23 protein-coding genes are annotated in these 23,235 nt (G+C 72.1%); 12 read left to right on the top strand and 11 right to left on the bottom strand.

Annotated elements, in window-relative coordinates; translation table 11 throughout:
- The first annotated feature begins 39 nt into the window (after positions 1–39).
- The 4 genes from ABZ386_RS31250 to mscL all read left to right on the top strand — a co-directional run bounded on the left by ABZ386_RS31250 (position 40) and on the right by mscL (position 2,702).
- The gene (locus ABZ386_RS31250; protein ID WP_351339058.1) at positions 40–354 is read left to right on the top strand and encodes an FmdB family zinc ribbon protein; all 315 of its coding nucleotides are present in this window, start codon (positions 40–42) and stop codon (positions 352–354) included.
- A gap of 78 nt (positions 355–432) precedes the next feature.
- On the top strand, positions 433–1,275 hold the full coding sequence (locus ABZ386_RS31245; protein ID WP_351339056.1) for an S-methyl-5'-thioadenosine phosphorylase: 843 nt from the start codon (positions 433–435) through the stop codon (positions 1,273–1,275).
- A 242-nt stretch (positions 1,276–1,517) separates the two neighbouring features.
- Positions 1,518–2,033 carry a hypothetical protein gene (locus tag ABZ386_RS31240; protein WP_114253578.1) on the top strand — a complete coding sequence of 172 codons (516 nt, stop codon included), beginning with the start codon at positions 1,518–1,520 and terminating at the stop codon, positions 2,031–2,033.
- A gap of 210 nt (positions 2,034–2,243) precedes the next feature.
- On the top strand, positions 2,244–2,702 hold the full coding sequence (gene mscL, locus ABZ386_RS31235) for a large conductance mechanosensitive channel protein MscL (protein ID WP_351339054.1): 459 nt from the start codon (positions 2,244–2,246) through the stop codon (positions 2,700–2,702).
- A 43-nt stretch (positions 2,703–2,745) separates the two neighbouring features.
- Here the strand turns inward: mscL and ABZ386_RS31230 are convergent, their stop codons facing one another.
- Positions 2,746–2,925 (bottom strand): hypothetical protein, encoded by a 180-nt coding sequence (locus ABZ386_RS31230; protein ID WP_114253583.1) that lies wholly within the window; start codon positions 2,923–2,925, stop codon positions 2,746–2,748.
- A 56-nt stretch (positions 2,926–2,981) separates the two neighbouring features.
- On the opposite strand from ABZ386_RS31230, the gene ABZ386_RS31225 reads away from it, so the two are divergent.
- From ABZ386_RS31225 to ABZ386_RS31210, 4 genes are all read left to right on the top strand, one after another.
- Positions 2,982–4,214 carry a low temperature requirement protein A gene (locus ABZ386_RS31225; RefSeq protein ID WP_356617425.1) on the top strand — a complete coding sequence of 411 codons (1,233 nt, stop codon included), beginning with the start codon at positions 2,982–2,984 and terminating at the stop codon, positions 4,212–4,214.
- 81 nt (positions 4,215–4,295) lie between these two features.
- Positions 4,296–5,336 (top strand): P1 family peptidase, encoded by a 1,041-nt coding sequence (locus tag ABZ386_RS31220; RefSeq protein ID WP_358966923.1) that lies wholly within the window; start codon positions 4,296–4,298, stop codon positions 5,334–5,336.
- 165 nt (positions 5,337–5,501) lie between these two features.
- Positions 5,502–6,719, top strand: a complete 1,218-nt coding sequence (locus ABZ386_RS31215; protein WP_355722180.1) for an Ig-like domain-containing protein — start codon at positions 5,502–5,504, stop codon at positions 6,717–6,719.
- Positions 6,720–6,899: 180 nt separating this feature from the next.
- Positions 6,900–7,646, top strand: a complete 747-nt coding sequence (locus ABZ386_RS31210; RefSeq protein ID WP_114253586.1) for a DUF6227 family protein — start codon at positions 6,900–6,902, stop codon at positions 7,644–7,646.
- Between the two features lie 19 nt (positions 7,647–7,665).
- Here ABZ386_RS31210 and ABZ386_RS31205 read toward each other — a convergent pair whose 3' ends face one another.
- The 5 genes from ABZ386_RS31205 to ABZ386_RS31185 all read right to left on the bottom strand — a co-directional run bounded on the left by ABZ386_RS31205 (position 7,666) and on the right by ABZ386_RS31185 (position 13,543).
- Positions 7,666–7,824, bottom strand: coding sequence for a hypothetical protein (locus ABZ386_RS31205; RefSeq protein WP_351339105.1), 159 nt, complete (start codon positions 7,822–7,824; stop codon positions 7,666–7,668).
- 110 nt (positions 7,825–7,934) lie between these two features.
- Positions 7,935–10,019, bottom strand: coding sequence for a fructose-specific PTS transporter subunit EIIC (locus ABZ386_RS31200; RefSeq protein ID WP_358966920.1), 2,085 nt, complete (start codon positions 10,017–10,019; stop codon positions 7,935–7,937).
- A gap of 145 nt (positions 10,020–10,164) precedes the next feature.
- Complete coding sequence (gene pfkB / locus ABZ386_RS31195; RefSeq protein ID WP_355722188.1) at positions 10,165–11,112, bottom strand: 1-phosphofructokinase; 948 nt, start codon at positions 11,110–11,112, stop codon at positions 10,165–10,167.
- A complete protein-coding gene (locus tag ABZ386_RS31190; RefSeq protein WP_358966917.1) occupies positions 11,109–11,870 on the bottom strand; it encodes a DeoR/GlpR family DNA-binding transcription regulator in 762 nt (253 codons plus the stop codon). The genes pfkB and ABZ386_RS31190 overlap by 4 nt, the downstream gene beginning before the upstream one ends.
- Before the next feature lie 167 nt (positions 11,871–12,037).
- Entirely contained in the window at positions 12,038–13,543 is a 1,506-nt protein-coding gene (locus ABZ386_RS31185; protein ID WP_355722192.1) for an MFS transporter, read from the bottom strand.
- Positions 13,544–13,605: 62 nt separating this feature from the next.
- Here ABZ386_RS31185 and ABZ386_RS31180 point away from each other — a divergent pair, with 62 nt between their 5' ends.
- Positions 13,606–14,586, top strand: a complete 981-nt coding sequence (locus ABZ386_RS31180) for a YafY family protein (protein ID WP_358966913.1) — start codon at positions 13,606–13,608, stop codon at positions 14,584–14,586.
- Between the two features lie 236 nt (positions 14,587–14,822).
- Here the strand turns inward: ABZ386_RS31180 and ABZ386_RS31175 are convergent, their stop codons facing one another.
- Positions 14,823–15,533, bottom strand: coding sequence for a TetR family transcriptional regulator (locus ABZ386_RS31175; RefSeq protein WP_351339034.1), 711 nt, complete (start codon positions 15,531–15,533; stop codon positions 14,823–14,825).
- 474 nt (positions 15,534–16,007) lie between these two features.
- Complete coding sequence (locus ABZ386_RS31170; protein WP_010035431.1) at positions 16,008–17,006, bottom strand: sigma-70 family RNA polymerase sigma factor; 999 nt, start codon at positions 17,004–17,006, stop codon at positions 16,008–16,010.
- A gap of 192 nt (positions 17,007–17,198) precedes the next feature.
- Here ABZ386_RS31170 and ABZ386_RS31165 point away from each other — a divergent pair, with 192 nt between their 5' ends.
- Positions 17,199–17,717: an N-acetyltransferase family protein gene (locus tag ABZ386_RS31165; RefSeq protein ID WP_351339030.1), complete on the top strand. Its 519-nt coding sequence runs from the start codon at positions 17,199–17,201 to the stop codon at positions 17,715–17,717.
- A 6-nt stretch (positions 17,718–17,723) separates the two neighbouring features.
- Here the strand turns inward: ABZ386_RS31165 and ABZ386_RS31160 are convergent, their stop codons facing one another.
- A complete protein-coding gene (locus tag ABZ386_RS31160) occupies positions 17,724–18,509 on the bottom strand; it encodes a class III extradiol ring-cleavage dioxygenase (RefSeq protein WP_198678189.1) in 786 nt (261 codons plus the stop codon).
- Positions 18,510–18,598: 89 nt separating this feature from the next.
- Between ABZ386_RS31160 and ABZ386_RS31155 the strand changes: the two genes are divergently transcribed.
- Positions 18,599–19,132: a MarR family transcriptional regulator gene (locus ABZ386_RS31155; protein WP_114257454.1), complete on the top strand. Its 534-nt coding sequence runs from the start codon at positions 18,599–18,601 to the stop codon at positions 19,130–19,132.
- Between the two features lie 111 nt (positions 19,133–19,243).
- Here the strand turns inward: ABZ386_RS31155 and ABZ386_RS31150 are convergent, their stop codons facing one another.
- Both ABZ386_RS31150 and ABZ386_RS31145 read right to left on the bottom strand, forming a co-directional pair.
- On the bottom strand, positions 19,244–20,782 hold the full coding sequence (locus ABZ386_RS31150; RefSeq protein ID WP_351339027.1) for an MFS transporter: 1,539 nt from the start codon (positions 20,780–20,782) through the stop codon (positions 19,244–19,246).
- A gap of 110 nt (positions 20,783–20,892) precedes the next feature.
- Positions 20,893–21,537, bottom strand: a complete 645-nt coding sequence (locus tag ABZ386_RS31145; protein ID WP_356617419.1) for a helix-turn-helix domain-containing protein — start codon at positions 21,535–21,537, stop codon at positions 20,893–20,895.
- A gap of 434 nt (positions 21,538–21,971) precedes the next feature.
- On the opposite strand from ABZ386_RS31145, the gene ABZ386_RS31140 reads away from it, so the two are divergent.
- On the top strand, positions 21,972–23,204 hold the full coding sequence (locus ABZ386_RS31140) for a M6 family metalloprotease domain-containing protein (RefSeq protein WP_356617418.1): 1,233 nt from the start codon (positions 21,972–21,974) through the stop codon (positions 23,202–23,204).
- Positions 23,205–23,235: the final 31 nt, after the last annotated feature.

The raw sequence follows: 23,235 nt of genomic DNA, 5'->3' as shown, positions 1-23,235 counted from the left end.
CGTTAGCACTCATCGAGTGAGAGTGCCAGGAGGAAGACAGTGCCCACCTACCAGTACCAGTGCACCGAGTGCGGCGAGGGCCTCGAGGCGGTGCAGAAGTTCACCGACGACGCCCTGACCGAGTGCCCCAGCTGCCAGGGCCGCCTGAAGAAGGTGTTCTCGGCGGTCGGCATTGTCTTCAAGGGCTCCGGCTTCTACCGGAACGACAGCCGCGGCTCCTCGTCGAGCAGCTCGCCGGCGTCGAAGTCGTCGAGCTCTTCCTCCTCGTCGTCCTCCTCCGACTCCGGCTCGTCGAGTTCGTCGAGCTCCTCGACGAGCTCCAGCAGCTCGGCCGGCAGCACCACCGCCGCATAGGAGCCACTGCTCACGGGACCCTGTCGTCGTCCGGCGACGGGGTCCTCGGTGTCTGCGCGTGCGGTTAGGGTCAGGGGCATGGCGAACAAGGCGAACGCCGGGATCGGCGTGATCGGCGGCTCCGGCTTCTACTCCTTCCTCGACGACGTGACCGAGGTCCAGGTGGACACCCCCTACGGGCCGCCCAGCGACTCCCTCTTCCTCGGCGAGGTCGCCGGCCGGCGGGTCGCCTTCCTGCCGCGGCACGGACGGGGCCACCACCTGCCTCCGCACCGGATCAACTACCGGGCCAACCTGTGGGCCCTGCGGTCGGTCGGCGTGCGCCAGGTGCTCGCCCCCTGCGCGGTGGGCGGTCTGCGCCCCGAGTACGGGCCGGGCACGCTCCTGGTGCCGGACCAGCTGGTGGACCGCACGAAGTCCCGCGCGAACTCCTACTTCGACGGACTGCCGCTGCCCGACGGCACGGTGCCGAACGTCGTGCACGTGTCGCTGGCCGATCCCTACTGCCCCGCCGGGCGGGCCGTCGCGCTGAAGGCGGCGCGCGGCCGGGACTGGGAGCCGGTGGACGGCGGCACGCTGGTCGTGGTCGAGGGGCCGCGCTTCTCGACCCGTGCCGAATCGTTGTGGCACCAGGCGCAGGGCTGGTCGGTGGTGGGCATGACCGGCCATCCCGAGGCGGCGCTCGCCCGTGAGCTGGAGCTCTGCTACACGTCCCTGACCCTGGTCACCGACCTCGACGCGGGGGCCGAGACCGGGGAGGGCGTCTCGCACGACGAGGTGCTGCGGGTGTTCGCGGCGAACGTGGACCGGTTGCGGGGGGTGCTGTTCGACGCGGTGGCCGGGCTGCCGGGGGAGGACGAGCGGGGCTGTCTGTGCGTGAACGCGCTGGGTGGGATGGATCCGGGGTTCGCGTTGCCGTAGGCCGTTGCCGGACAGACTCGGCCGAGCCGGGCAAGGACCGGAAGTCGCCGTTCGGGTGAGGGAGTTGTCCACAGGGCGGCGGTACGTCCACAGGCCTGAGCGGGCGGGGCGGCGAAGCCTCATCGTGGGGAGCGCAAGCCGGTCCCTCGTCGCAGGTGGTGGTCTCCGTGTCCCTCGCTCGGTCCTCGTACGTGCCCTCGTCCCCCTCGTGGTCCGTCCCCGCCTGCCCGCCCGGGCCGGAGGTGCCCGCGACCCGCGAGGTACCGCGATTCGATCCGGTACGGGTGGGCGGGCGCTGCCGGTCCGGCCGGCTGGTCCGGCACCGGCGCAGGGCCCTGGCCGTCGGGCTCGCGGTCACCGCGACCGCACTCGTGGCGGCCGGACCGCGTGACGCCGAGGGAGCCCGCGGTCATCCCCGGCCCCGCCCGCCCGCGCACGCGGCCTCGGTGTCCGGGGAGCGGCCCGCTCCCCCACGCCGCGCGGCGGGAGCGGTGACGGCCCCGGTCCGGATCGCCGACGCGGCCACGGTACGGCTGCTGCGGCCCGGCGACCGGGTCGACGTCATCGCCGCCGAGGAGACGGTGTCGGGCGGCGATGCCCGGGTGGTCGCGCGCGGGGCCAGGGTGACGAAGGTGCCGGAGCCCCTGGAGGGCGCGAGTGACGGCGGGGCGCTGGTCGTGCTGTCGGTCCCGCGTGCCACCGCCGCCCGGCTGGCCGGCGCGAGTGCCACGGCACGCCTGGCGGTGACGCTGTGGTGAGGGGCGGGGTGGCGATGTCCGCGGTGGCTATGTCTGCGGTGGTGAGGGGCGCGGGGGTGATGTCCGCGCCGGTGAGGGGCGCGGTCGTGGTGCGTGCGCCCTCGTCGGGCCCCTCGCTCGCGGGACCCAGGTGCTCGGTTCGGCGCAGCGTTGACGTAGGTTGCGGAGCGTTTTGTTCCACACGCTGCTCGTGCGAGGAGAGGCCCCGAGGTGAGCGAGAAGAAGGATCCGAGTGTCTGGGAGGGCTTCAAGGCCTTCCTGATGCGCGGGAACGTCGTCGATCTGGCGGTGGCGGTGGTGATCGGCGCCGCCTTCACCAACATCGTCAACGCCGTGGTGAAGGGCATCATCAACCCGGTCGTCGGCGCCATCGGCACCAAGAACCTCGACCACTACAGCTCCTGCCTCAGCTCGGCCTGCGAGGGCGAGCAGGGCATCCGGATCCTGTGGGGTTCCGTGCTCGGCGCCACGCTGAGCTTCGTGATCACCGCGGCGGTCGTCTACTTCCTGATGGTCCTGCCCATGGCGAAGTACCTGGCCCGGATGGAGGCCCGCCGGAAGGCCAAGGAGGGCACGCAGGAGGTCATCGAGGTGACCGAGCTGGAGGTGCTGAAGGAGATCCGGGACGCGCTGGTCGCCCAGCGCGGTTCGGGGCACGACCGGCCGTAGCGCTGCGGGCGGCTGTAGTGCCGCGGGCGGCCGCCCGGCTGCTTCAGAGGTGGTGGGGCGGCTTCTCGTCGAGGAAGCGCCTGAGGTCGGCCGCGCCGCCGCCGGAGTCGGTGCGCTCGCCCCAGCCCCGGTCGGTGTCGTCGGAGGACTGCTGGTCGAGCGGGTCGTCGAAGACCAGCGCGGGCTTCGGCTCGCGCGGCTCGGAATCGGGAGCGGTGCTCATGCGTCCAGGGTACGGTCGCGGAGAAAAACCCCGCGCCTTCTGTTGTGCTGGGAATCATGACCTCCAGCACCACTCCCCCGCCCGCCCCCTCCGGCGCTTCCGGCGGCCGGGGCCCCCTGCGCAGGCTCCGGGCCCGCGGCCGCGACGAGGCGCACCGGACGGCCTCGCCGCTGGAGCTCTTCTTCGACCTGTGCTTCGTCGTGGCCGTCGCCCAGGCGGGCGTCCAGCTGGTGCACTCCGTGGCCGAGGGACATGCGGGCGAGGGGATCCTCGACTACGCGATGGTGTTCTTCGCCCTGTGGTGGGCGTGGATGAACTTCACGTGGTTCGCCTCGGCGTACGACAACGACGACGTCCTCTACCGGGTCGTCACGCTGGTGCAGATCGCGGGTGTGCTGGTCCTCGCGGCGGGGGTCTCACGGGCGTTCGAGGAGCACGAGTTCCTCGTGGTCTGGCTGGGCTACGCGATCATGCGGCTCGCGCTGGTGGCGCAGTGGCTGCGGGCGGCCCGTTCGAGCGAGGGCCCGGAGCGCACGACGGCCCTGCGCTACTCGGGTGGGGTCCTGCTGTGCCAGGTCGGCTGGCTGGGGCTGCTGTTCCTGCCGGAGGGGGCCCGGCCCTGGTGGTTCCTGGTGATGGCGCTGCTGGAGATGTGCGTACCGCCGTTCGCGGAGCGGGGATACACCACGGCCTGGCATCCGCGTCACATCGCCGAGCGGTACGGGCTGTTCACCATCATCGTGCTGGGCGAGACGATCGCGGCGGCCGCGATCGCGGTGAAGTCGGGCGTCGACGAGAACGACGCGCTGGGCGAGCTCCTCCCCATCGCGGCGGGCGGTCTGCTGGTCATCTTCGCGGCGTGGTGGCTCTACTTCGTGGTGCCCGTCCACAGCCATCTGCGTTCCAACCGGCAGGCGTTCCTGTGGGGTTACGGGCACTACCTCGTCTTCGCCTCGGCGGCCGCGATCGGCGCCGGACTGGAGGTGGCGGTGGAGCAGACGGTCGGCGAGGCGCACATCTCCACGCTGGCGGCGTCGGCCGCCGTGACCCTGCCGACGGCCCTCTACCTGCTGACGTTGTGGGCTCTGCACTCGCGCCACTTCAAGGCGGGCTTCACCCAGCAGCTGGTGCTGCCGACGACGGCACTGCTGGTGATCTGCTGCACGTTCCTGGGTGACTGGGCGGTGTTGGCGGCGGGCGTGGTCTGCGCGCTGTCGGTGGCGGCGGGTGAGACGTCGGCCGTGCGCCGGGACGCGCGGGAGAGCGGACCGGCGACGCCGGCCGGGTGAGGGGCGCCGCGGTGGTGGGCCGACATCGCCGAGCGGCTCGGTGCGCCCGCCGACGCGGGCGGCTGGACGAGACTGTGCGCCATGACAGTTGAGGCTCTGGTTGACGCTCTGACGGATGTCCCCGGCCTGCGCGTGGGGCACGCGACCCGCGCCGGTGACGGCTGGCTCACCGGCACCACGGTCGTGCTCGCCCCGGAGGGCGGCGCCGTGGCCGCGGTGGACGTGCGCGGCGGCGGTCCGGGCACGAAGGAGACGGACGCGCTCGATCCGCGCAACGTGGTGCGCAAGGTCGAGGCGGTGGTGCTGACCGGCGGCAGCGCGTACGGGCTGGACGCGGCGTCGGGGGTGATGGCCTGGCTGGAGGAACGGGGGCGCGGGATCCGGGTCGGGGCGGACCCGGCGCATGTGGTGCCGGTGGTGCCCGCCGCCTGCGTCTTCGACCTGGGGCGGGGCGGCGACTTCCGGGCCCGGCCGGACGCGGCCACCGGCCGGGCAGCGGTCGAGGCCGCCGCGGCGAGCGAGGCCGGCGCGCCGGTGGCGCAGGGGTGCGTGGGCGCCGGCACGGGGGCGGTGGTCGGGGTGGTGAAGGGCGGCGTCGGCAGCGCGAGCACCGTGCTCGGCTCAGGGATCACGGTGGCGGCGCTGGTGGTGGCCAACGCGGCGGGGTCGGTGGTGGATCCGGAGACGGGGGTGCTGTACGGGGAGTTGTTCCAGGGGCGGGTGGAGTACCCGGAGGCGCGGGTCCACGAGGCCGCGCGGCGGCGCCTGGCCGAGACGGCCGCGCGGAGTGCTCCTCCCCCGCTCAACACGACGCTCGCGGTGGTCGCCACGGACGCGGACCTGACGAAGGCGCAGGCGCAGAAGCTGGCCGGTACGGCACATGACGGCATCGCCCGCGCGGTACGTCCGGTGCACCTCCTCAACGACGGGGACACGGTGTTCGCCCTGGCGACGGGAGACCGCGCCCTGGACGCCGCGAACCCGCTCGCCCTCAACGAGGTCCTCGCCGCGGGCGCGGACGTCGTGACCCGGGCGATCGTGCGGGCCGTCCGGGCCGCCGAGTCGGTCGACGGGCCGGGTGGGGCGTGGCCGTCGTACGGGGAGTTGTACGCGGGCCGCTGAACCGGCCCGGGGCGCACAGCGGATGCACAGCGGACCGGGACTTTGTCGCGGTTCTGTCACGTGACGGCGTTCACCGCGCACGGACGGAACCCGACCGGCCGCCCGTCCCCTCTTCCCTCACGTACTGGAGCGGATCACGCACATCACATGAACTGGGAGCAGCCCGTGACAACGCCGGACATTGCAGCGCGGCGCACACTGACGGCCTGTGCCGCCCTGATGGTCGGCGCCCTGACGCTCACCGCCTGCGGTGGCAGCGCCAACGCCAAGGACGACGAGAAGGGCGGCAAGGGCGCCGCCAAGACGTCCGTCGCGAAGATCGCCATCTCGGCGAAGGACGGTTCGACCGGCGCCTCCATCAACACGACCGGCGTGAAGGTCAGCGACGGGAAGCTGACCGACGTGAAGATGACGGTGGCGGACAGCGGGCAGACAGTGCCGGGCTCGGTCTCCGCCGACGGCAAGGCGTGGAAGCCGAAGGAGCAGCTGGAGCGCGGCACGAAGTACCAGATATCGGCGACCGCGAAGGACGCGGACGGACGGACGGCCGCGGCCAACTCGATCTTCACCACGGTGACGTCGGCGAACAGCTTCATCGGGACGTACACGCCGGACGACGGCACCACGGTCGGTGTGGGCATGCCGGTGTCGTTCACCTTCGACAAGGCCATCACCGACCGCAAGGCCGTGCAGTCGCACATCACGGTCGTCTCCAGCAGCGGGCAGAAGGTCGTGGGGCACTGGTTCAACGGGCAGCGGCTCGACTTCCGGCCCGAGGAGTACTGGAAGGCCGGCTCCAAGGTCACGATGAAGATCGACCTGGACGGCGTCGAGGGCGCGAACGGCGTCTACGGCGTGCAGAAGAAGACGGTCACCTTCACGGTCGGGCGTGCGCAGGTCTCCACGGTCGACGCGAAGACCCAGACCATGACGGTCGTGCGGGACGGCAGGACCATCAAGACGATCCCGATCTCGGCGGGCAGCCCGCAGCACACCACGTACAACGGGCAGATGGTGATCTCGGAGAAGTTCGTCCAGACCCGGATGAACAGCCAGACGGTCGGGCTGGGCGGTGAGTACGACATCCCGGACGTGCCGCACGCGATGCGCCTGACGACGTCCGGCACCTTCATCCACGGCAACTACTGGTACAACAAGGGCAATCCGCCCTTCGGCCGCCAGGGCACCAGCCACGGCTGCGTCGGCCTCGCGGACGTCCAGGGCGCCGGGGGCAACACGCCCGCCAAGTGGTTCTACGACAACTCCCTCATCGGGGACGTGGTGATCGTGAAGAACTCCCCCGACAAGACGGTGGCGCCGGACAACGGGCTCAACGGATGGAACATGGCGTGGAGCCAGTGGGTCGCGGGCAGCGCCTCATGATCGACTCCAAGTACCGCCCCAACTGGGGTTTCTGACGGACAGACCGGGCCGCGCGGGAACTTTTCGCGCGGCCCGCGCGTTTTCCCGGACGTACGTTTTCTCGGTTCCCGGACATGATGTCCGACCGAGGGGCTACGGTATGCACCCACAAGGTGACATGCAGCAACGCCGGGAGAAACCTTGAGCGTTCCGTACGAGACGGCAGCGTACGAACCCCACGACTCGCCCGAGTCTCCGGAGGAGCACCTCGCGCGACTCCTCGGCCGTGCCCTGAACTCCTTCGAGTTGCCGGACGAGACGATAAGGCTGCTGGACTGCGCGCTGGCGCACGACGGTTCGCTGCACTCCGCGCACCACAGCGCGGGTCTGCACCGCGAGACGTACCGGCACACCTGGCTGCTCGCCGACGGCTCGGCGCTCACCCTGTGGGAGCTCGTCCACAACACCGCGCCGGGCAGCGAGCCGCAGCACGAGGTGTACGTCGACGAGGAGGAGCTGCGCGCCGCCACCACGCGGCTGCCGCTGCCCCCGGACGCCCCGGACTTCGAACTGCCGGTGACGGTCCAGCTGTCCCCGGTCGCCACGCCGCGGCACGCCTACGCCCGGGACGACTCCGCGGACCACGCGCGCCGTTTACTGCGCCGGGCGGAGAACGCGGACCGGCCGGGCGCGGACACGGCGGCCCTGCTGGCCACGGCGTCCGGGCACCAGATCACCCAGGCCTTCGGCCGCCCGTGCCGCGCGGGGCGGGCGGGGCTGGGCTTCTCCCTCTACGAGCACGCGTTCCTGCTGCGTGACGGCGCGGAGATCTCCCTCTGGGAGGTCGAGCACACGGCGACGCCGGACGGGCGGCACATGTGCGAGGTGTACGCCAGCGAGGACGCGGCGCGCGAGGCGATGGAGCGGCGGGCGGCCCAGCTCTCCTGAGGCAGGCCCCGGGCGGGCCCTAGACGTCTCTGTCGCCGAGCTGACGGACCAGCTCGGCGAAGGCGTCTCTCTCCTCGGAGGTCAGCTCCACGGACTCCGACCGGGGGCCCGACTGCCGCTGCTGCGGGAGGGCGGGGAGGGGGTGGCCTTCGGGCCACCGGGAGACGTGCTCGGGCATGCGCCCCAGTAGACACCACGGCCCGGGACTTCGGTCCCGGGCCGTGATTTTCGTGATCTATCTCGCAGGTGGCATGAACGGGTCACAGTGCCCCAAAGGGGCCCAGGTCCCTACGCCGCCACCGGCTGCTTCTGCTCCGCCGCCTGGGCCGCGGTGGTCTCGCCGGAGGCCGGTGCGGCGCCGGGGGCCTGCTTGCGCATGCCCTTCAGGACGATCACCAGGGCGGTGGTGACGCAGACGCCCGTGGCGATGGCGACCAGGTAGAGGAGCGGGTTGCCGATCAGCGGGACCACGAAGATGCCGCCGTGCGGGGCGCGCAGGGTGGCGCCGAAGGCCATCGACAGGGCGCCGGTGATCGCGCCGCCCGCCATCGAGGCGGGGATGACGCGCAGCGGGTCGGCCGCGGCGAAGGGGATCGCGCCCTCGGAGATGAAGGAGGCGCCGAGCACCCAGGCCGCCTTGCCGTTCTCGCGCTCGGTCTGCGTGAAGAGCTTGCCGCGCACGGTCGTCGCCAGGGCCATCGCCAGCGGCGGGACCATGCCGGCCGCCATCACCGCGGCCATGATCTTCATCGCGGAGTCGCTGGGGCTGGACACCGCGATGCCGGCGGTGGCGAAGGTGTAGGCGACCTTGTTGACAGGACCGCCGAGGTCGAAGCACATCATCAGGCCGAGCAGGGCGCCGAGCAGGATGGCGTTGGAGCCGGACAGGCCGTCCAGCCAGTCGGTCATGCCCTTCTGCGCCTCGGCGATGGGCTTGCCGATGACGACGAACATCAGGAACCCGACGATCGCCGAGGAGATCAGCGGGATCACCACCACCGGCATGATGCCGCGCAGCGCCGCCGGGACGTTCACCTTCTGGATCGCCAGCACCACACCGCCGGCGATGAGACCGGCCGCGAGACCGCCGAGGAAGCCGGCGCTGATGGTGGACGCGATCATGCCGCCCACGAACCCGGGGACCAGGCCGGGCCTGTCCGCCATGCCGTAGGCGATGTACCCCGCCAGGACCGGGACGAGGAAGCCGAACGCCACGGCGCCGATCTGGAACAGCAGGGCCGCCCAGCTGTCCGCCTGGGTCCACACGAAGTGTTCCATGACCGAGGGCGCCGTCTTGACCTCGTAGCCGCCGATCGCGAAGCCGAGGGCGATGAGCAGACCGCCCGCCGCGACGAACGGCACCATGTAACTGACGCCGGACATCAGCCACTTGCGCAGCTTCGTGCCGTAGCCCTCGCCGGAGTCGCCGGAGCGCTCCACCGGGGTGGCCGGGGCGGAGCCGGAAGTGACCTCGCCGCGTGCGGCCTTCTCGCGGACCTCGGCGATGAGTTCCGCGGGGCGGTTGATGCCCGCCTTCACGCCGACGTCGACGGTCGGCTTGCCGGCGAACCGCTCCTTCTCCCGCACGGGCACGTCGTGGGCGAAGATCACGCCGTCCGCCGCCGCGATGACCTCGGGGTCGACGCGGGTGAAGCCGGCCGAGCCCTGGGGCTCGACGGTGATCTCGACGCCCGCCGCACGGCCGGCGTTCTCCAGCGACTCGGCCGCCATGTAGGTGTGGGCGATTCCGGTGGGGCAGGAGGTGACGGCGACGATGCGGAACGGGCGCTCCTCACCAGGAGCGGCGTCGTCGTCGGTGACCGTGGCGGCGGCGGAAGAGGCCGCTCCCGCCGACGCCACGGGGTCTTCGGCACCTGCCGGAGCAGGCGTCTCGGCAGGTGCTTCGGCAGGCGTCTCGGCAGGCGCTTCCGGCTCGTCGCCGCGGATCAGCGCCGCCGCGGCCGCCGCGTCGCCCACCGCGCGCAGTGCGTCGGTGAACTCGCTGTTCATCAGCTGCCGGGCCAGGGACGACAGGATCGTCAGGTGGGCGTCGTCGGCGCCGGCCGGCGCGGCGATCAGGAAGATCAGATCGGCGGGGCCGTCCGCGGCGCCGAAGTCGATGCCGGCCGCGCTGCGCCCGAAGGCGAGCGTCGGCTCGGTGACGTGCTCGCTACGGCAGTGCGGGATGCCGATGCCGCCGTCGAGGCCGGTCGGCATCTGGGCTTCGCGGGCGGCCACGTCGGCGAGGAAGCCGTCCAGGTCGGTCACCCGGCCCAGGGCCACCATGCGCTCGGCGAGGGCACGCGCCGCCGCTTCCTTGGTGTCGGCGGACAGGTCGAGATCGACCAGGTCCGCGGTGATCATGTCGCTCATCGCGGGCTCCTTAGCACGCGTATCGCCCGGTCAGTGGGGTGGGCGGGGGTGGGGACGGGGGTGCGGTGGGGGGTGACGGGGGTGGGAGCGGGGAGTAACGGGGAGGCTCGCCGCTCACGGGCCGGTCCGGGCAGCTCGAGGTACGTCATGACACCGGCTCCTTCAACACGCGGTCCGCCGGGATGTCCGCCGTGACCGTCACCGCGGCCGGGTCCAGGTCCCCGGGCTCGGGCATGACACTGCCGGGCAGCTGGACGGCTGCCGCGCCGTGGGCGACCGCGGAGGCCAGGGCCTCGGGGCCGCTGCCGCCGGCGATCAGGAAACCGGCGAGGGAGGAGTCGCCGGCGCCCACGTTGCTGCGGACGGCGGCCACCCGGGCGCTGCCGAACCAGGCGCCCTCGTCGGACACCAGCAGCTGTCCGTCGGCGCCGAGGCTGGCGAGGACGGCCCGGGCGCCCTTCTCGCGCAGCTCCTCGGCCGCCTTCACGGCGTCACCGACGGTGGCGAGGGGGCGGCCGACGGCCTCCGCGAGTTCCTCGGCGTTGGGCTTGACGACGTCGGGCCGCTCGCGCAGGGCCGCGAGCAGCGCGGGCCCGGAGGTGTCCAGGGCGATCCGCGCCCCGGCCGCGTGCGTGCGGGCGACCAGCTCGGCGTACCAGGAGGGGGCGAGGCCGCGCGGGAGGCTGCCGCAGCAGGCGATCCAGGAGGCGTCGCCGGACTGCTGCCGTACGGTCTCCAGGAGCAGTTCCCGCTCGGCGTCGGTGAGTTCCGGGCCGGGCGCGTTGATCTTCGTCAGGACGCCGTCGGCCTCGGCGAGGGCGATGTTGGAGCGGGTGGCCCCGGCGACGGGGACCGGGGCGACCTCGATGCCCTGCGCGTCGAGCAGGTCGGCGACGAGCGCGCCGGGGGCGCCGCCCAGGGGCAGGACCGCCACGGTGCGCTGCCCGGCCGCGGCGACCGCGCGCGAGACGTTCACGCCCTTGCCGCCCGGGTCCATCCGCTCGCCGGTGGCGCGGATGACCTCGCCGCGGTCGAGGGACGGCACCTCGTAGGTGCGGTCCAGGGACGGGTTGGGGGTGACGGTGAGGATCATGCGCGCACTACTTCCGTGCCGCCGCGCTCGATCGCGACGGTGTCTTCGGGGCTCAGCCCGCTGTCGGTGATCAGCAGGTCCACATCGCTCAGGTCGCCGAAGCGGGCGAAGTGCTCCTGGCCGTGCTTGGAGGAGTCGGCGAGCAGCACCACGCGGCGGGCGGCGGCCACGGCCGCGCGCTTCACGGCGGCCTCGGCGAGGTCGGGCGTGGTCAGGCCGTGTTCGGCGGAGAAGCCGTTGGCGGCCACGAACAGCACGTCGGCGCGGATCTCGCCATAGGCCCGCAGCGCCCAGGCGTCCACGGCGGCGCGCGTGCGGTGCCGTACGCGCCCCCCGATGAGGTGGAGCTGGAGGCCGGGGTGGTCGGCGAGGCGGGCCGCGATGGGCAGGCTGTGCGTGACGACGGTGAGCGAGGCCTCCAGCGGGAGGGCGGCGGCCATCCGGGCCACCGTCGTACCGGCGTCGAGGATCATCGTGCCCTCGCTCGGCAGTTCCGCGAGGGCCGCCTTGGCGATGCGGTCCTTCTCGTCGGCCGCCGTCGACTCGCGCTCGGCGATGTCCGGCTCGAAGTCGAGGCGCCCGACCGGGATGGCTCCGCCGTGCACCCGGCGGACGAGTCCGGCGCGGTCGAGGGCCTTCAGATCCCGGCGGATCGTCTCCGCCGTCACCTGGAACTCCTCGGCCAGCGACACGACATCCACTCGGCCGCCGTCACGGGCGAGCCGGAGGATCTCCTGCTGCCGCTCCGGTGCGTACATGTCTGTTCGCCTCCGCCTCGTGCCCGAACGTGTGGTTTCAGCGGGAGGCTACGCCGAGATTTCCGCAAAGTAAACAGGTTCGGACCCAATCGGGCATGATCAGAAATACAGACGGGCCCGGCACCCGAGGTGCCGAGCCCGTTCCCCGCCGAGCCTGTTCCCCGCCGTCAGACCAGCGCCGGTTCCTTCTGCTCCACCGGCTGCTCCCCCTCCAGGTGCTGCGCGGGCCGCTTCGGCAGCGCGAACATCAGCAGGAAGATGGCGCCCATCACCACGGCCACCCAGCCCAGGGCGTTGCGGAAGGCGTCCGCGAAGGCCGGACCCACCTGCTCCGGCCGCAGGTGCTCGGAGATCGTGCCGAAGAAGACCACCGACACCAGCCCCAGCCCGAGCGCGTTGCCCATCTGCTGCACGGTGTTGATGAGCCCCGACGCCGAACCGGCGTGCTCGCGCGGCACCTCGGAGAGGATGGCGTCGGTCAGCGGCGCCACGATCAGGCCCATGCCGACGCCCATCACGACGAGCGGCAGGGCCATCTGCCACGGGGTGACGGCGAGGCCGAAGTGCGCGGACTCCCAGATGTAGAGCAGCACCCCGGCCGCCATCACCAGCGCGCCCGCCTGGAGCACCTTGCGCCCGAAGCGCGGCACCAGCTTCTGCACCGACATCCCGGCGGCCACGGACACCGCGATCGAGAACGGCACCCCGGTCAGCCCGGCCTTCAGCGGGCTCCAGCCCAGCCCCACCTGCATGTACAGCGTCCACACCAGGAAGAACACGCCGAGCCCGACACCGAAGACCGTCTGCACGGCGATCCCCGCCGCGAAGCTCTTGACCCGGAACAGCGACAGCTCGACCAGCGGGGAGCCGTCCCGTGCGCTCTTGCGCCGCTCGTACGCCACCAGCGCCGCGAGGACGACGAGCGCGCCGGCCATCGAGACGTACCCCCACACCGGCCAGCCCAGCTCGCGGCCGCGGATCAGCGGGTAGAGCAGCATCAGCAGCCCCAGCGTCACCAGCGCGACGCCCACCAGGTCCAGCTTCAGGGCCCGCGGCGCCCTGGACTCGGTGATGAAACGGCCGCCGAGGATCAGGCCGGCGACACCGACGGGCAGGTTGATCAGGAAGATCGAGCGCCAGCCCCACCCGAACAGGTTCCACTCGGTCAGCAGCGCGCCCAGCAGCGGACCGGACACGGCGCCGAGTCCGACGACCGCGCCGAACAGCCCGAAGACCTTGCCCCGTTCGTGCGCCGGGAAGGTCGCGTGCACGATCGACAGCACCTGCGGCACCATCAGCGCCGCCATGCCGCCCTGCAGGAAGCGGGCCGCGACCAGCATCTCCGGGTTCACCGCGAGACCGCAGAGCGCGGAGGCGACGGTGAAGCCGCCGATGCCGACGAGGAAGACCCGCTTGCGGCCGTGGATGTCGCCGAGCCGTCCGCCGGTGATCAGCCCGGCGGCGAACGCGAGGGCGTATCCGGCGGTGATCCACTGGATCTGGCTGAAGGACGCGCCCTCCTCCCGCTGGATCGACGGGATCGCGATGTTGACGATCGTGACGTCGACGAGGTCCATGAAGGCCGCGGTCATCACGATCGCGAGGGCGAACCAGCGGCGGCGGTCGCTCCCGCCGCCCGCGGTGGTGCTGTGGGTCTGCTCGGTGGAGGTCATACCGCGAAGCTAGTGGCCCATTAGGTCAGATCTTGTCCTACTGCTACGGCATCCTCATCGGTATGACGACGGACACTCCGGCCCGGCTGCTGACGCTCCTCTCCCTCCTCCAGACGCCCCGCGAATGGCCCGGCGGCGAGCTCGCCGACCGCCTCGGGGTCTCCCGCCGCACGGTCCGGCGGGACATCGACCGGCTGCGCGAGCTGGGCTACCCCGTGCAGGCCAGCAAGGGCGCCGACGGCGGCTACCGGCTGGTCGCGGGCAAGGCCATGCCACCGCTCGTCCTCGACGACGAGGAGGCGGTGGCCATCGCGGTCGGGCTGCGCGCCGGGGCCGGGCACGCCGTGGAGGGCCTGGACGAGGCGTCGGTACGGGCCCTCGCCAAACTGGAGCAGGTGCTGCCCGGCCGGCTGCGCCACCGCGTGACCACCCTCCAGGCCGCGACGACCCCGCTGACCAGTGGGGACGGGCCGAGCATCGCGCCCGAGACGCTGACCGTCATGGCCTCGACGGTGGCCGGTCACGAGCGGCTGCGGTTCGCCTACCGCGCGGCGGACGGCGCCGAGTCCCGTCGCCTGACGGAGCCGTACCGGCTGGTGTCGACCGGGCGGCGCTGGTACCTGGTGGCGTACGACATCGACCGGGACGACTGGCGGACGTTCCGGGTCGACCGGGTGAGCGAACCGTTCGCCACCGGCGCGCGGTTCGTGCCGCGCGAGCTGCCGACGGGGAGTGCGGCGGAGTACCTGCGGCAGTCGATGCAGCGGCAGCAGGAGTCCTACGACTTCGAGGTCGTGTTCGCCGCGCCGGCCGACTTCGTCGCCGCCCGGCTGCCGAAGTGGCTGGGCACGCCCGAGCCACTGGACGAGAACAGCAGCCTGCTGCGGGGATCCGTGGGGGACGCCGTGCAGTGGGTGGCGTTCCGCCTCGCGATGCTGGAGTGCGACTTCACGGTCCGACGCCCGGAGGAACTGGTGACGGCGGTACGGGAGTTGGGGGCACGGCTGAGCAGGGCGGCGGAAGGTACGACCGGCAGGGCCTGACCGTCGCGCCGGGGCTCCCGAGTCATGGTCCGCGGGCCGCTGTGGTGCGGCGTCGGCGAGGCGTGAGCCGTGCGGCACGGCCGGATGGGGCCCTCCGCCCCCCCCCTCCCCGGAACCCCGGGAACCCCGCGAACCACTGGCCCCCGAGCCCCCCGGGAGCCTCCGGAACGCCCTGCTGCTGCTCTTGGCCGTCGACGACGTCCGGGCGGAGTTCGAGCGGCTGTATCAGCCCCGCCTCACGCCCCCCACGGAAAGTCCCGAAGCGCCGCGAGGTTGCGCAGCGCCAGTTCCGCCGGGCTGCCCGGGCCCTCCACCGGCCCGTCCCCCTCCGCCCAGCCCTCCAGGGCGGCCCGTACGGCGGCGCTCGCGACGGCTGCGGCGAAGCGCGGTTGCGGCACGGCGCGGGCCTCGGGTCCCGGCGTGGGGGCAACGTTGTCGCCGTCGCCCTCCCCCGCAGAGCCCTCGGCGGCAGGCCCGACACGTGTCACCCGTTCCGCCAGGACCTCCCCCAGCATGCGTTCCGACCCCTGGCACACCTCCGCCCACACCCTGCGCAGGGACGGGTTCGCCTCGGCCAGGCGCAGGAGCGTGCGGACCCACTCCCAGGAGGACGCCGAGACACCGACGCCCGGCGTGAGGGTGTGGCGGACCCCCTCCTCCAGGGCCTGGAGGACGCCCGCCTCGGCGGGAGCGGCCCGCACCGCCGCCACCCAGCGCTGGGCGCCGGCCGCGTAGAGCGGGGCGACGGCCTCCTCCTTGGTCGCGAAGTACCGGTAGAAGGTGCGCGGGGCGATACCGGCGGCCTGGGCGATGTCCTCCGCGCGGGTGGCACGCAGGCCGTGCCGTACGAAGAGACCGGCCGCCGCCCGGGCGATCTCCATCCGCGTCTCGGCCTTGCGCCGCTCGGTCAGCGAGGCGTGCGGCGGGGTCGGGGTGGTGCTGCTCACGCCCGGCAGGCTATGCCCATGTGACACAATCTGCCATCTGGTGGGCCACCCCGTGGTTCAGGTACGGGGTGGCCCGCCTTCCAGCTCCCTGTCGAACGAGGACTGCCGGGCGGCATGAAGAGAGCCGGGCCCCGGCGCCCGGGGGGAGGGACGCCGAAGCCCGGCCTTGGGAGAGTCCCGGCGCCGGGGGGAGTGCGACGGGACTTGGCTCTGCGGGGGCCAGGGGGGATGGCCCCGGGCCCGAACTGGTGGGCCCGGAAGTCTTGTTCCCGGAGCCCCGGGGGTTGAAGCGGCGTTACAACGCCATGTTTGCGCGGTCTTTCGCCACCCGGCGTACGCGGTGGCCACCGGGCGTACACTGCCCGTCACCCACAGGCCATGGGAACGAGCGGTACGCCCGGAAGCTCACCATGATCGCCGGATCGCCGCCGCTCACCGTGCTCGCCGGACCGTGCTCGCCGGACTGTCCCGACGTCACGCCGCCGCGTCGAACCCGGTGCTGCGGGCCAGCTTCTTCAGCTCCAGCAGCGCGTGCTTCTCGATCTGGCGGATGCGCTCGCGGGTCAGGCCGTGCTCCTTGCCGACCTCGGTCAGCGTGCGCTCCCGGCCGTCCTCGATGCCGTAGCGCATCTTGATGATGGAGGCCGTGCGCTGGTCGAGGCGGCCGATGAGGTCGTCGAGCTCCTCGCTGCGCAGCAGCGTGAGCACGGACTGCTCGGGCGACACCGCCGAGGTGTCCTCCAGGAGGTCGCCGAACTGGGTCTCGCCCTCGTCGTCCACCGACATGTTCAGCGAGACCGGGTCGCGGGCCCAGTCCAGCACGTCGGTGACGCGCTCCGGCGTCGAGCCGAGCTCGGCGGCGATCTCCGCGGGCTCCGGGTCCCGGCCGTGCTCGCGGTTGAACTCGCGCTGCACACGGCGGATCCGGCCCAGCTCCTCCACGAGGTGGACGGGCAGGCGGATCGTACGGGACTGGTCGGCTATCGAGCGGGTGATGGCCTGGCGGATCCACCACGTGGCGTACGTGGAGAACTTGAAGCCCTTGCGGTAGTCGAACTTCTCGACCGCGCGGACGAGGCCGGCGTTGCCCTCCTGGATCAGGTCCAGCAGCGGCAGGCCGCTGCGCGGGTAGCGGCGGGCGACGGCGACGACCAGGCGGAGGTTGGAGCGGATGAAGACGTCCTTGGCCCGCTCCGCGTCGGCGACCAGGGCTTCCAGCTCCTCGCGGGTGGCGTCCGCCTTGGTCTCCTCGTACCCGTCGAGGACCTGCCGCGCGAACACACCCGCCTCGATGACCTGGGACAGCTCGACTTCCTTGGCGGCGTCGAGCAGCGGTGTGCGCGCGATCTCGTCGAGGTACATGCCGACCAGGTCGCGGTCGGCGATCTCGCCGCCATGGGCGCGAACACTGCTTGCCGCGTCGGCCGTCTCGCCGGTGGCGGACTGACGACGGGCGACGGCACGGGTTGCCATGCGTGCTCCCTTGCGATGTGAGGTCAGCGGGTGGTCCTTCGGACGCTGGACTCCGTCTCCGGGACTCTCCGGACTCTCCTCGGGTGCCCTGCATCCGATGGAAACAACGACTGGAATCAGGACAGAATTCCCAACCCGCCCCCCGATTTTTCTGATCATGCAGTACCCTGTCCGGCCACACCGGGAGGCGAGATGCTGTCGGAACGTACAGAGGTGCAGGTCAGGCCGGGAGTCGAGGGTGACCTCGAAGCCCTCACGGCCCTCTACAACCACTACGTACATGAGACAGCGATCACATTCGATACCGCGATCTTCACTCCGGAGGAGCGCCGCCCTTGGCTGCTCTCCCACCCTGAAGACGGGCCGTACCGCCTGATGGTTGCCGTGGACCGCGACACACAGGGGATTCTGGGGTACGCCACCTCCAGCCCCTTCCGGGCGAAGCCCGCCTACGCGACCTCCGTGGAGACGACGGTGTACGTCGCCCCGGACGCCGGCCGCCGGGGCATCGGCACCCTGCTCTACAAGGCGCTCTTCGAGGCCCTGTCCGGCGAGGACCTGCACCGCGCCTACGCGGGCATCGCGCAGCCGAACGAGGCGTCGACCCGGCTGCACGAGCGCTTCGGCTTCCGGCACGTCGGCACGTACCGGGAGGTCGGCCGCAAGTTCGGGCGGTACTGGGACGTGGCCTGGTACGAGAAGCCGCTCTAGGGGCGGTCAGCCGAACTGCACCGACCGCTTCGCCAGCCCCATCCAGAACCCGTCGATCACCGACTTCTGCGCGTCCAGCTCACCGGCCGCGTCGGCCGCGCCCATCGTGACGAACAGCGGGGCGAAGTGCTCGGTGCGGGGATGGGCCAGCTGCCCCGCGGGCGACTTGCGGGTGAAGTCGAGCAGGGCGTCGACGTCCCGCGCCTCCAGGGCCCGCCGGCCCCAGTCGTCGAACTCGGCGGACCAGGCGGGGACGCCGCCCTGCCGGAGCGCGGCCAGGTTGTGGGTGAAGAAGCCGGAGCCGACGATGAGCACGCCCTCGTCGCGCAGCGGGGCGAGCCTGCGGCCGATCTCCATGAGCCGGACCGGGTCGAGCGTCGGCATGGAGACCTGGAGGACCGGGATGTCCGCCTCCGGGTACATCTCGACCAGCGGGACGTACGCGCCGTGGTCGAGGCCGCGGTCGGGAACGTCCTGGACGGGCATGCCGGGGGCGCGCAGCAGCTTCCGCACGGACTCGGCGAGCTCCGGTGCGCCGGGGGCGTCGTACGTCACCCGGTAGTAGTGCTCCGGGAAGCCCCAGAAGTCGTAGACGAGCGGGACGGTCTCGGTGGCGCCGAGGGCGAGCGGGGCCTCCTCCCAATGGGCGGAGACGATCAGGATCGCCCGGGGGCGGGGCAGGCCGGCGGACCAGGCGGCCAGCTCACCGGGCCAGACCGGGTCGTCCGCCAGGGGCGGGGCGCCGTGGCTGAGGTACAGAGCGGGCATGCGCTCCTGGGTGGCGGCGGACATGCTGCGGCTCCTTCCAGAACATGGTTCCCTACAAAACTGTACGGGCCATTTGTTTAAAGTTCAAGGAGGGTCCGCGTAGAGTGGACGACATGAAGGCACCCGCATCCGCACCGGCAACCGGCTCCACCGCGGAGCCCCAGGAACCGCGCTGGCTCACCGACGAGGAGCAGCGCGTATGGCGTTCGTTCATGGAGGGCGCCACCCTCCTCGACGACCATCTCGACCGTCAGCTCCAGCGCGACGCGGGCATGCCGCACGTCTATTACGGCCTTCTGGTCAAGCTCGCCGAGGCGCCGCGGCGGCGGCTGCGGATGACCGAGCTGGCGATGCTGGCGAAGATCACCCGCTCCCGTCTCTCGCACGCCGTCGCGCGCCTGGAGAAGAACGGCTGGGTGCGCCGCGAGGACTGCCCCGACGACAAGCGGGGCCAGTTCGCCGTGCTGACCGACGAGGGCTACGAGGTGCTGCGGCGGACCGCGCCGGGCCATGTCGAGGCCGTGCGCCAGGCGGTCTTCGACCGGCTCACCCCGGAACAGCAGAAGTCCCTCGGCGAGATCATGCGGATCATCGCCGAGGGACTCCAGCCGAGCGAAGCGGGTGCGGACCTGCCCTGGCTCCGCTGACGCGGGAGCCGGGGCAGGTCCTGGAATCCGTAGGTGCGAGGCGTCCCCTTCCTCGCGCCTACGGGTGGCCCGAAGCGGGTGCGTGTACGGGTGAGGGTGCCGGTACGGCCGTCAGTGGGCGACGACCGGGATCTGCACCTCGTCGGCCGCGCCCTCGCCGGAGCCGGTCACCGCGGTCATGTTCGGGCGGCCGGCGTTGACGAAGGTCAGGGCGATCGCGGCGGCCACCACGAGGATGCCGACGGCGACCCAGATGGCGCTGGTGTAGCCCTGCACCATGCCCTCCAGCTGGACCAGCTGCTGCTGGGACCGGCTGGTCGCCCCCACGATGTGGTCGGCGATGTAGGAGGTGGTCGCCGAGGCGGCGATGGTGTTCAGCAGGGCCGTGCCGATCGCGCCGCCCACCTGCTGCGAGGTGTTGACCATCGCGGAGGCGACACCGGAGTCCCGGGGCTCGACGCCCTGCGTGGCCAGGGACATGGCCGGCATGAACGCCGTACCCATGCCGAGGCCGAGCAGCAGCATCGCGGGCAGCAGCAGCGCCGCGTACGAGGAGCCGATCTCCAGCTGCGTCAGCAGCAGCATGCCGAGCGCGGCGACCAGGAAGCCCGGACCCATCAGCAGGCGCGGCGCGACCCGGGTCATCAGGCGGGTGCCGATCTGGGTGGAGCCCGTGATCATGCCCGCGATCATCGGCAGGAAGGCGAACCCGGTCTTGACCGGCGAGTAGCCCTTCACGATCTGCAGGTAGTAGGTCAGGAAGAGGAACAGGCCGAACATCGCGATGATCGCGAGACCGAGGGAGAGGTAGATGCCCCCGCGGTTGCGCTCGGTGACCACGCGCAGCGGCAGCAGCGGCGCCTTGACCTTGGACTCGACGACCACGAAGGCCAGCAGCAGCACGGCCGAGGCGACGAACATGCCGACGGTCACGGAGTCGCTCCAGCCGTCCGACTCGGCGCGGGTGAAGCCGTAGACGAGGGCGACCAGGCCGAGGGTGGAGAGGATCACGCCGGGGATGTCGAGCGGGGAGCGGTTGCGGCCGCCCTCCGGCTCACGGATGACGAAGTAGGCGCCGGCCGCGGCGATGACGGCGAACGGGATGTTCACGAAGAAGGTCCAGCGCCAGTCCAGGTACTCGGTGAGGAAGCCGCCCAGGATCAGGCCGACGGCACCGCCGCCGCCGGCGATCGCGCCGTAGATGCCGAACGCCTTGGCGCGTTCCTTGGCGTCGGTGAACATCACGGCGAGCAGGGAGAGCGCGGCGGGCGCGAGCAGGGCGCCGAAGACGCCCTGGAGGGCGCGGGAGCCGAACATCATGGCCTCGTTGGTGGCCGCGCCGCCGAGGGCGGAGGCCGCGGCGAAGCCCGCGAGACCGAGGACGAAGGTGCGCTTGCGACCCCACAGGTCGGCTATCCGCCCGCCGAACAGGAGCAGACCGCCGAAGGCCAGGGCGTAGGCCGTGACGACCCACTGCCGGTTGCCGTCGGAGATGCCGAGATCCTGCTGGGCGGAGGGCAGGGCGATGTTCACGATGGTGGCGTCGAGGACGACCATCAGCTGGGCGAGCGCGATGAAGACGAGCGCTTTCCAGCGGCCGGCGTCCGGTGCGGCCGGAGCGCCGAGAGCCTTTGAGGCTGTTTCAGACATGAGGGTACCCACTTCGGGACTTCGTGACGGAAAAAGAGCGACAAAAGGGATGGCTCGCCTAAGGGGACGGCCATAGGGACTGTTGCCTGATCTTCAGACGGTCGGGAAGGTCAGGGTCGACGCAGGTCCTCCAAGGTCACGGCCACGCCCGGCAGAGCGGAACGAGCGGGAGCCCGCAGCCCGTCCAGGAACAGCTGGAGATGACGGTGGACGAAGCGGTCGGCATGGACGCAGTCCGTACCGGCCGGGGGCCTGCTGAGCTGGGCCACGGCGATCATGACGTCCCCGACGTCCACGTCGGAGCGGAGCTGACCGGCCGTCCTGGCCCGGTCCATGACCTCGGCGACCAGCCGCTCGACCCGTTCGCGCGCGGCCTCCAGATCCGGGTGGTGCTTGTCGAACGTGCTGGAGATCATCGGGCACAGCGCGCTGATCCGCTCGTCGGCGGCGGCGTGCACGAAACGCTCCAGCGCCTCGAACGCGTCGCCGGTCTCTGCGAGCGCGACCTCCGCCGCGGCGGCCGTACGGTCCATGACGGAGCAGACGACCTCGCGGACCAGCGCGTCGCGGTCCGGGAAGTTGCGGTACACCGTGGCGTTGCCGACGCCGGCCCGGCGGGCGATCTCGTCGAGCGGCACCTCGGGGCCGTGCTCGACGAACATCTCCCGGGCGGCGGTGACGATCCGCTCCCGGTTGCGCAGGGCGTCGGCGCGCGGCCGGGGCGCCTTGCGCTGTACGGGGGTGGCGGTCTGCACGGCGTACTCCTGGCGTGAATGCGAAGTGCGTATCCGGGGAGGGGCTCCCCGTTTCGCTCGGACACAGGTCTAAACGGGGACTGCCTCCCCGGTATTTCCCGCTCCGACGGCAATTCTTTGTGACCTGGCTCACACTTCTGTCGATGCGGGGCTGCTGCACTACGTCCGCACCGGGCCTACTGACGGGAAACCCACGATCGGTCTCCTCCAACGCGCGCCCCCGCACCCCGCGACGCAGGGTGAGCGCAAGGGTGCAGTCGGAGACCGGCGGCTGCCACGGCGCGGGAGGTCCCTTGCAGGTCACGTCCATGCAGCCGCAGCCCCGACGCTTCCGGTGCTCCCGGCGCTTCCGGCGCCTCCGGCGCTTCCGGCGGGGCAGCGCGGGGCCGCTCGGCCGTCGGATATCCCGGCGCCGCCTGGCCGCGCTGGCCTGCGTGACCTCCCTGACCTTCACGGTCAGCACCTCGACCGGCACGGGCCGCCTCGACCCGGGCACCACGGCGGCCGGAGCGGGCCCGATCGCCCTGTCCCGCAGCTCCGCGCACGGCCCCTGCCTGATCCGCGGCGCCCGCGAGGTCCAGATGTCCGAGGGCATCCCCACCTCCGAGGGCTACTCCCGCTCCACCGGCACCGTCCGCGCCCTCACCCTGATGATCGACTTCTCCGACGCCCCCGGCGAGGGCAGGGCCCTGGACCGCTTCCGGGAGTTCTTCCCGCAGACCCGCCACTGGTTCCGCACCAGCTCCTACGGCCGCCTCGACTACCGCCCCGAGACCCCGATCCCGTCCTGGCTGCGGATGCCGCGGTCCTTCCGCGAGTACGGCATAGAGCGGGGTGCCCCCTTCGACCCTGGCTACCGCGCGCTCGTCCGGGACATCGTCGCGGCGGCCGACCCGAAGGTGGACTTCCGCGGCTTCGACCTGCTGAACGTGCTCGTGACCCCCAATGCCGGCCCCTCCGCCCTGGACACGGTCCTGTCCGTCACCTTCGCAGGCAACCCCGAGGCCCCGCTGGCGGACGGCGTCCCCGTCGCCAACGCCTCCTTCGTCTACTCCCGCCAGGACGACGGCTCGGGCTCCTACGACCGCACCGGCTACCGCGTCCTCCCCCACGAGAACGGCCACGTCTTCGGCCTGCCCGACCTGTACACCGCGGAGGGCGGGGGCGCGGTCGGCCACTGGGACATCATGAGCGAGGACTGGGGCGCCAACAACGACTTCCTCGGCTGGCACAAGTGGAAGCTGGGCTGGCTGGACGCCGGCCAGGTGCACTGCGCGGCCTCCCCCGGCACCACGGAGTACACCCTGACACCGCTCGCCCGGGCCGGCGGCCCCAAGCTGGTCTTCGTCCCCCTGAACGGCAGGACCGGCTACGCCGTCGAACTGCGCACCCGCGCGGGCAACGACGAGGCCGTGTGCCGCCCCGGCGTCCTCATCTACAAGGTCGACGCGGAGGTGGACACGGGCATGGGCCCGGTCACGGTCTACGACTCCCGCCGCGACAGCGGCGGCTGCACACGCGCACCGAACGTCCACGCGGAGCTGTCGGACGCGCCGTTCAGGGCCGGGGAGACGTTCAGGGACGCGCGGAGGGGGGTCGCGATCAAGGTGGTGGGGGCGGAGGCGGGGGCGGACGGGGGATACCGGGTGCGGGTGACCAGGGAGTGAGGCGAACCGCGTCCGGATTACCGTAGGCGTG

Origin of the sequence: Streptomyces sp. NPDC006140 (genome assembly GCF_040628815.1) — a bacterium.
Classification (GTDB): domain Bacteria; phylum Actinomycetota; class Actinomycetes; order Streptomycetales; family Streptomycetaceae; genus Streptomyces.
The sequence above is the reverse complement of the archived record's forward strand: the minus strand, read 5'-3'. Positions and strand labels throughout refer to the sequence as shown.

Bases quoted from the DNA above. Each gene is read 5' to 3' on its own strand.
- pfkB (WP_355722188.1), bottom strand. From the start codon at position 11,112: ATGATCCTCACCGTCACCCCCAACCCGTCCCTGGACCGCACCTACGAG.
- ABZ386_RS31165 (WP_351339030.1), top strand. From the start codon at position 17,199: ATGCTGTCGGAACGTACAGAGGTGCAGGTCAGGCCGGGAGTCGAGGGT.
- ABZ386_RS31170 (WP_010035431.1), bottom strand. From the start codon at position 17,006: ATGGCAACCCGTGCCGTCGCCCGTCGTCAGTCCGCCACCGGCGAGACG.
- ABZ386_RS31200 (WP_358966920.1), bottom strand. From the start codon at position 10,019: ATGAGCGACATGATCACCGCGGACCTGGTCGATCTCGACCTGTCCGCC.
- ABZ386_RS31190 (WP_358966917.1), bottom strand. From the start codon at position 11,870: ATGTACGCACCGGAGCGGCAGCAGGAGATCCTCCGGCTCGCCCGTGAC.
- ABZ386_RS31205 (WP_351339105.1), bottom strand. From the start codon at position 7,824: ATGCCCGAGCACGTCTCCCGGTGGCCCGAAGGCCACCCCCTCCCCGCC.
- ABZ386_RS31225 (WP_356617425.1), top strand. From the start codon at position 2,982: ATGACCTCCAGCACCACTCCCCCGCCCGCCCCCTCCGGCGCTTCCGGC.
- ABZ386_RS31220 (WP_358966923.1), top strand. From the start codon at position 4,296: ATGACAGTTGAGGCTCTGGTTGACGCTCTGACGGATGTCCCCGGCCTG.
- ABZ386_RS31155 (WP_114257454.1), top strand. From the start codon at position 18,599: ATGAAGGCACCCGCATCCGCACCGGCAACCGGCTCCACCGCGGAGCCC.
- ABZ386_RS31180 (WP_358966913.1), top strand. From the start codon at position 13,606: ATGACGACGGACACTCCGGCCCGGCTGCTGACGCTCCTCTCCCTCCTC.
- ABZ386_RS31230 (WP_114253583.1), bottom strand. From the start codon at position 2,925: ATGAGCACCGCTCCCGATTCCGAGCCGCGCGAGCCGAAGCCCGCGCTG.
- ABZ386_RS31150 (WP_351339027.1), bottom strand. From the start codon at position 20,782: ATGTCTGAAACAGCCTCAAAGGCTCTCGGCGCTCCGGCCGCACCGGAC.
- ABZ386_RS31160 (WP_198678189.1), bottom strand. From the start codon at position 18,509: ATGTCCGCCGCCACCCAGGAGCGCATGCCCGCTCTGTACCTCAGCCAC.
- ABZ386_RS31245 (WP_351339056.1), top strand. From the start codon at position 433: ATGGCGAACAAGGCGAACGCCGGGATCGGCGTGATCGGCGGCTCCGGC.
- ABZ386_RS31185 (WP_355722192.1), bottom strand. From the start codon at position 13,543: ATGACCTCCACCGAGCAGACCCACAGCACCACCGCGGGCGGCGGGAGC.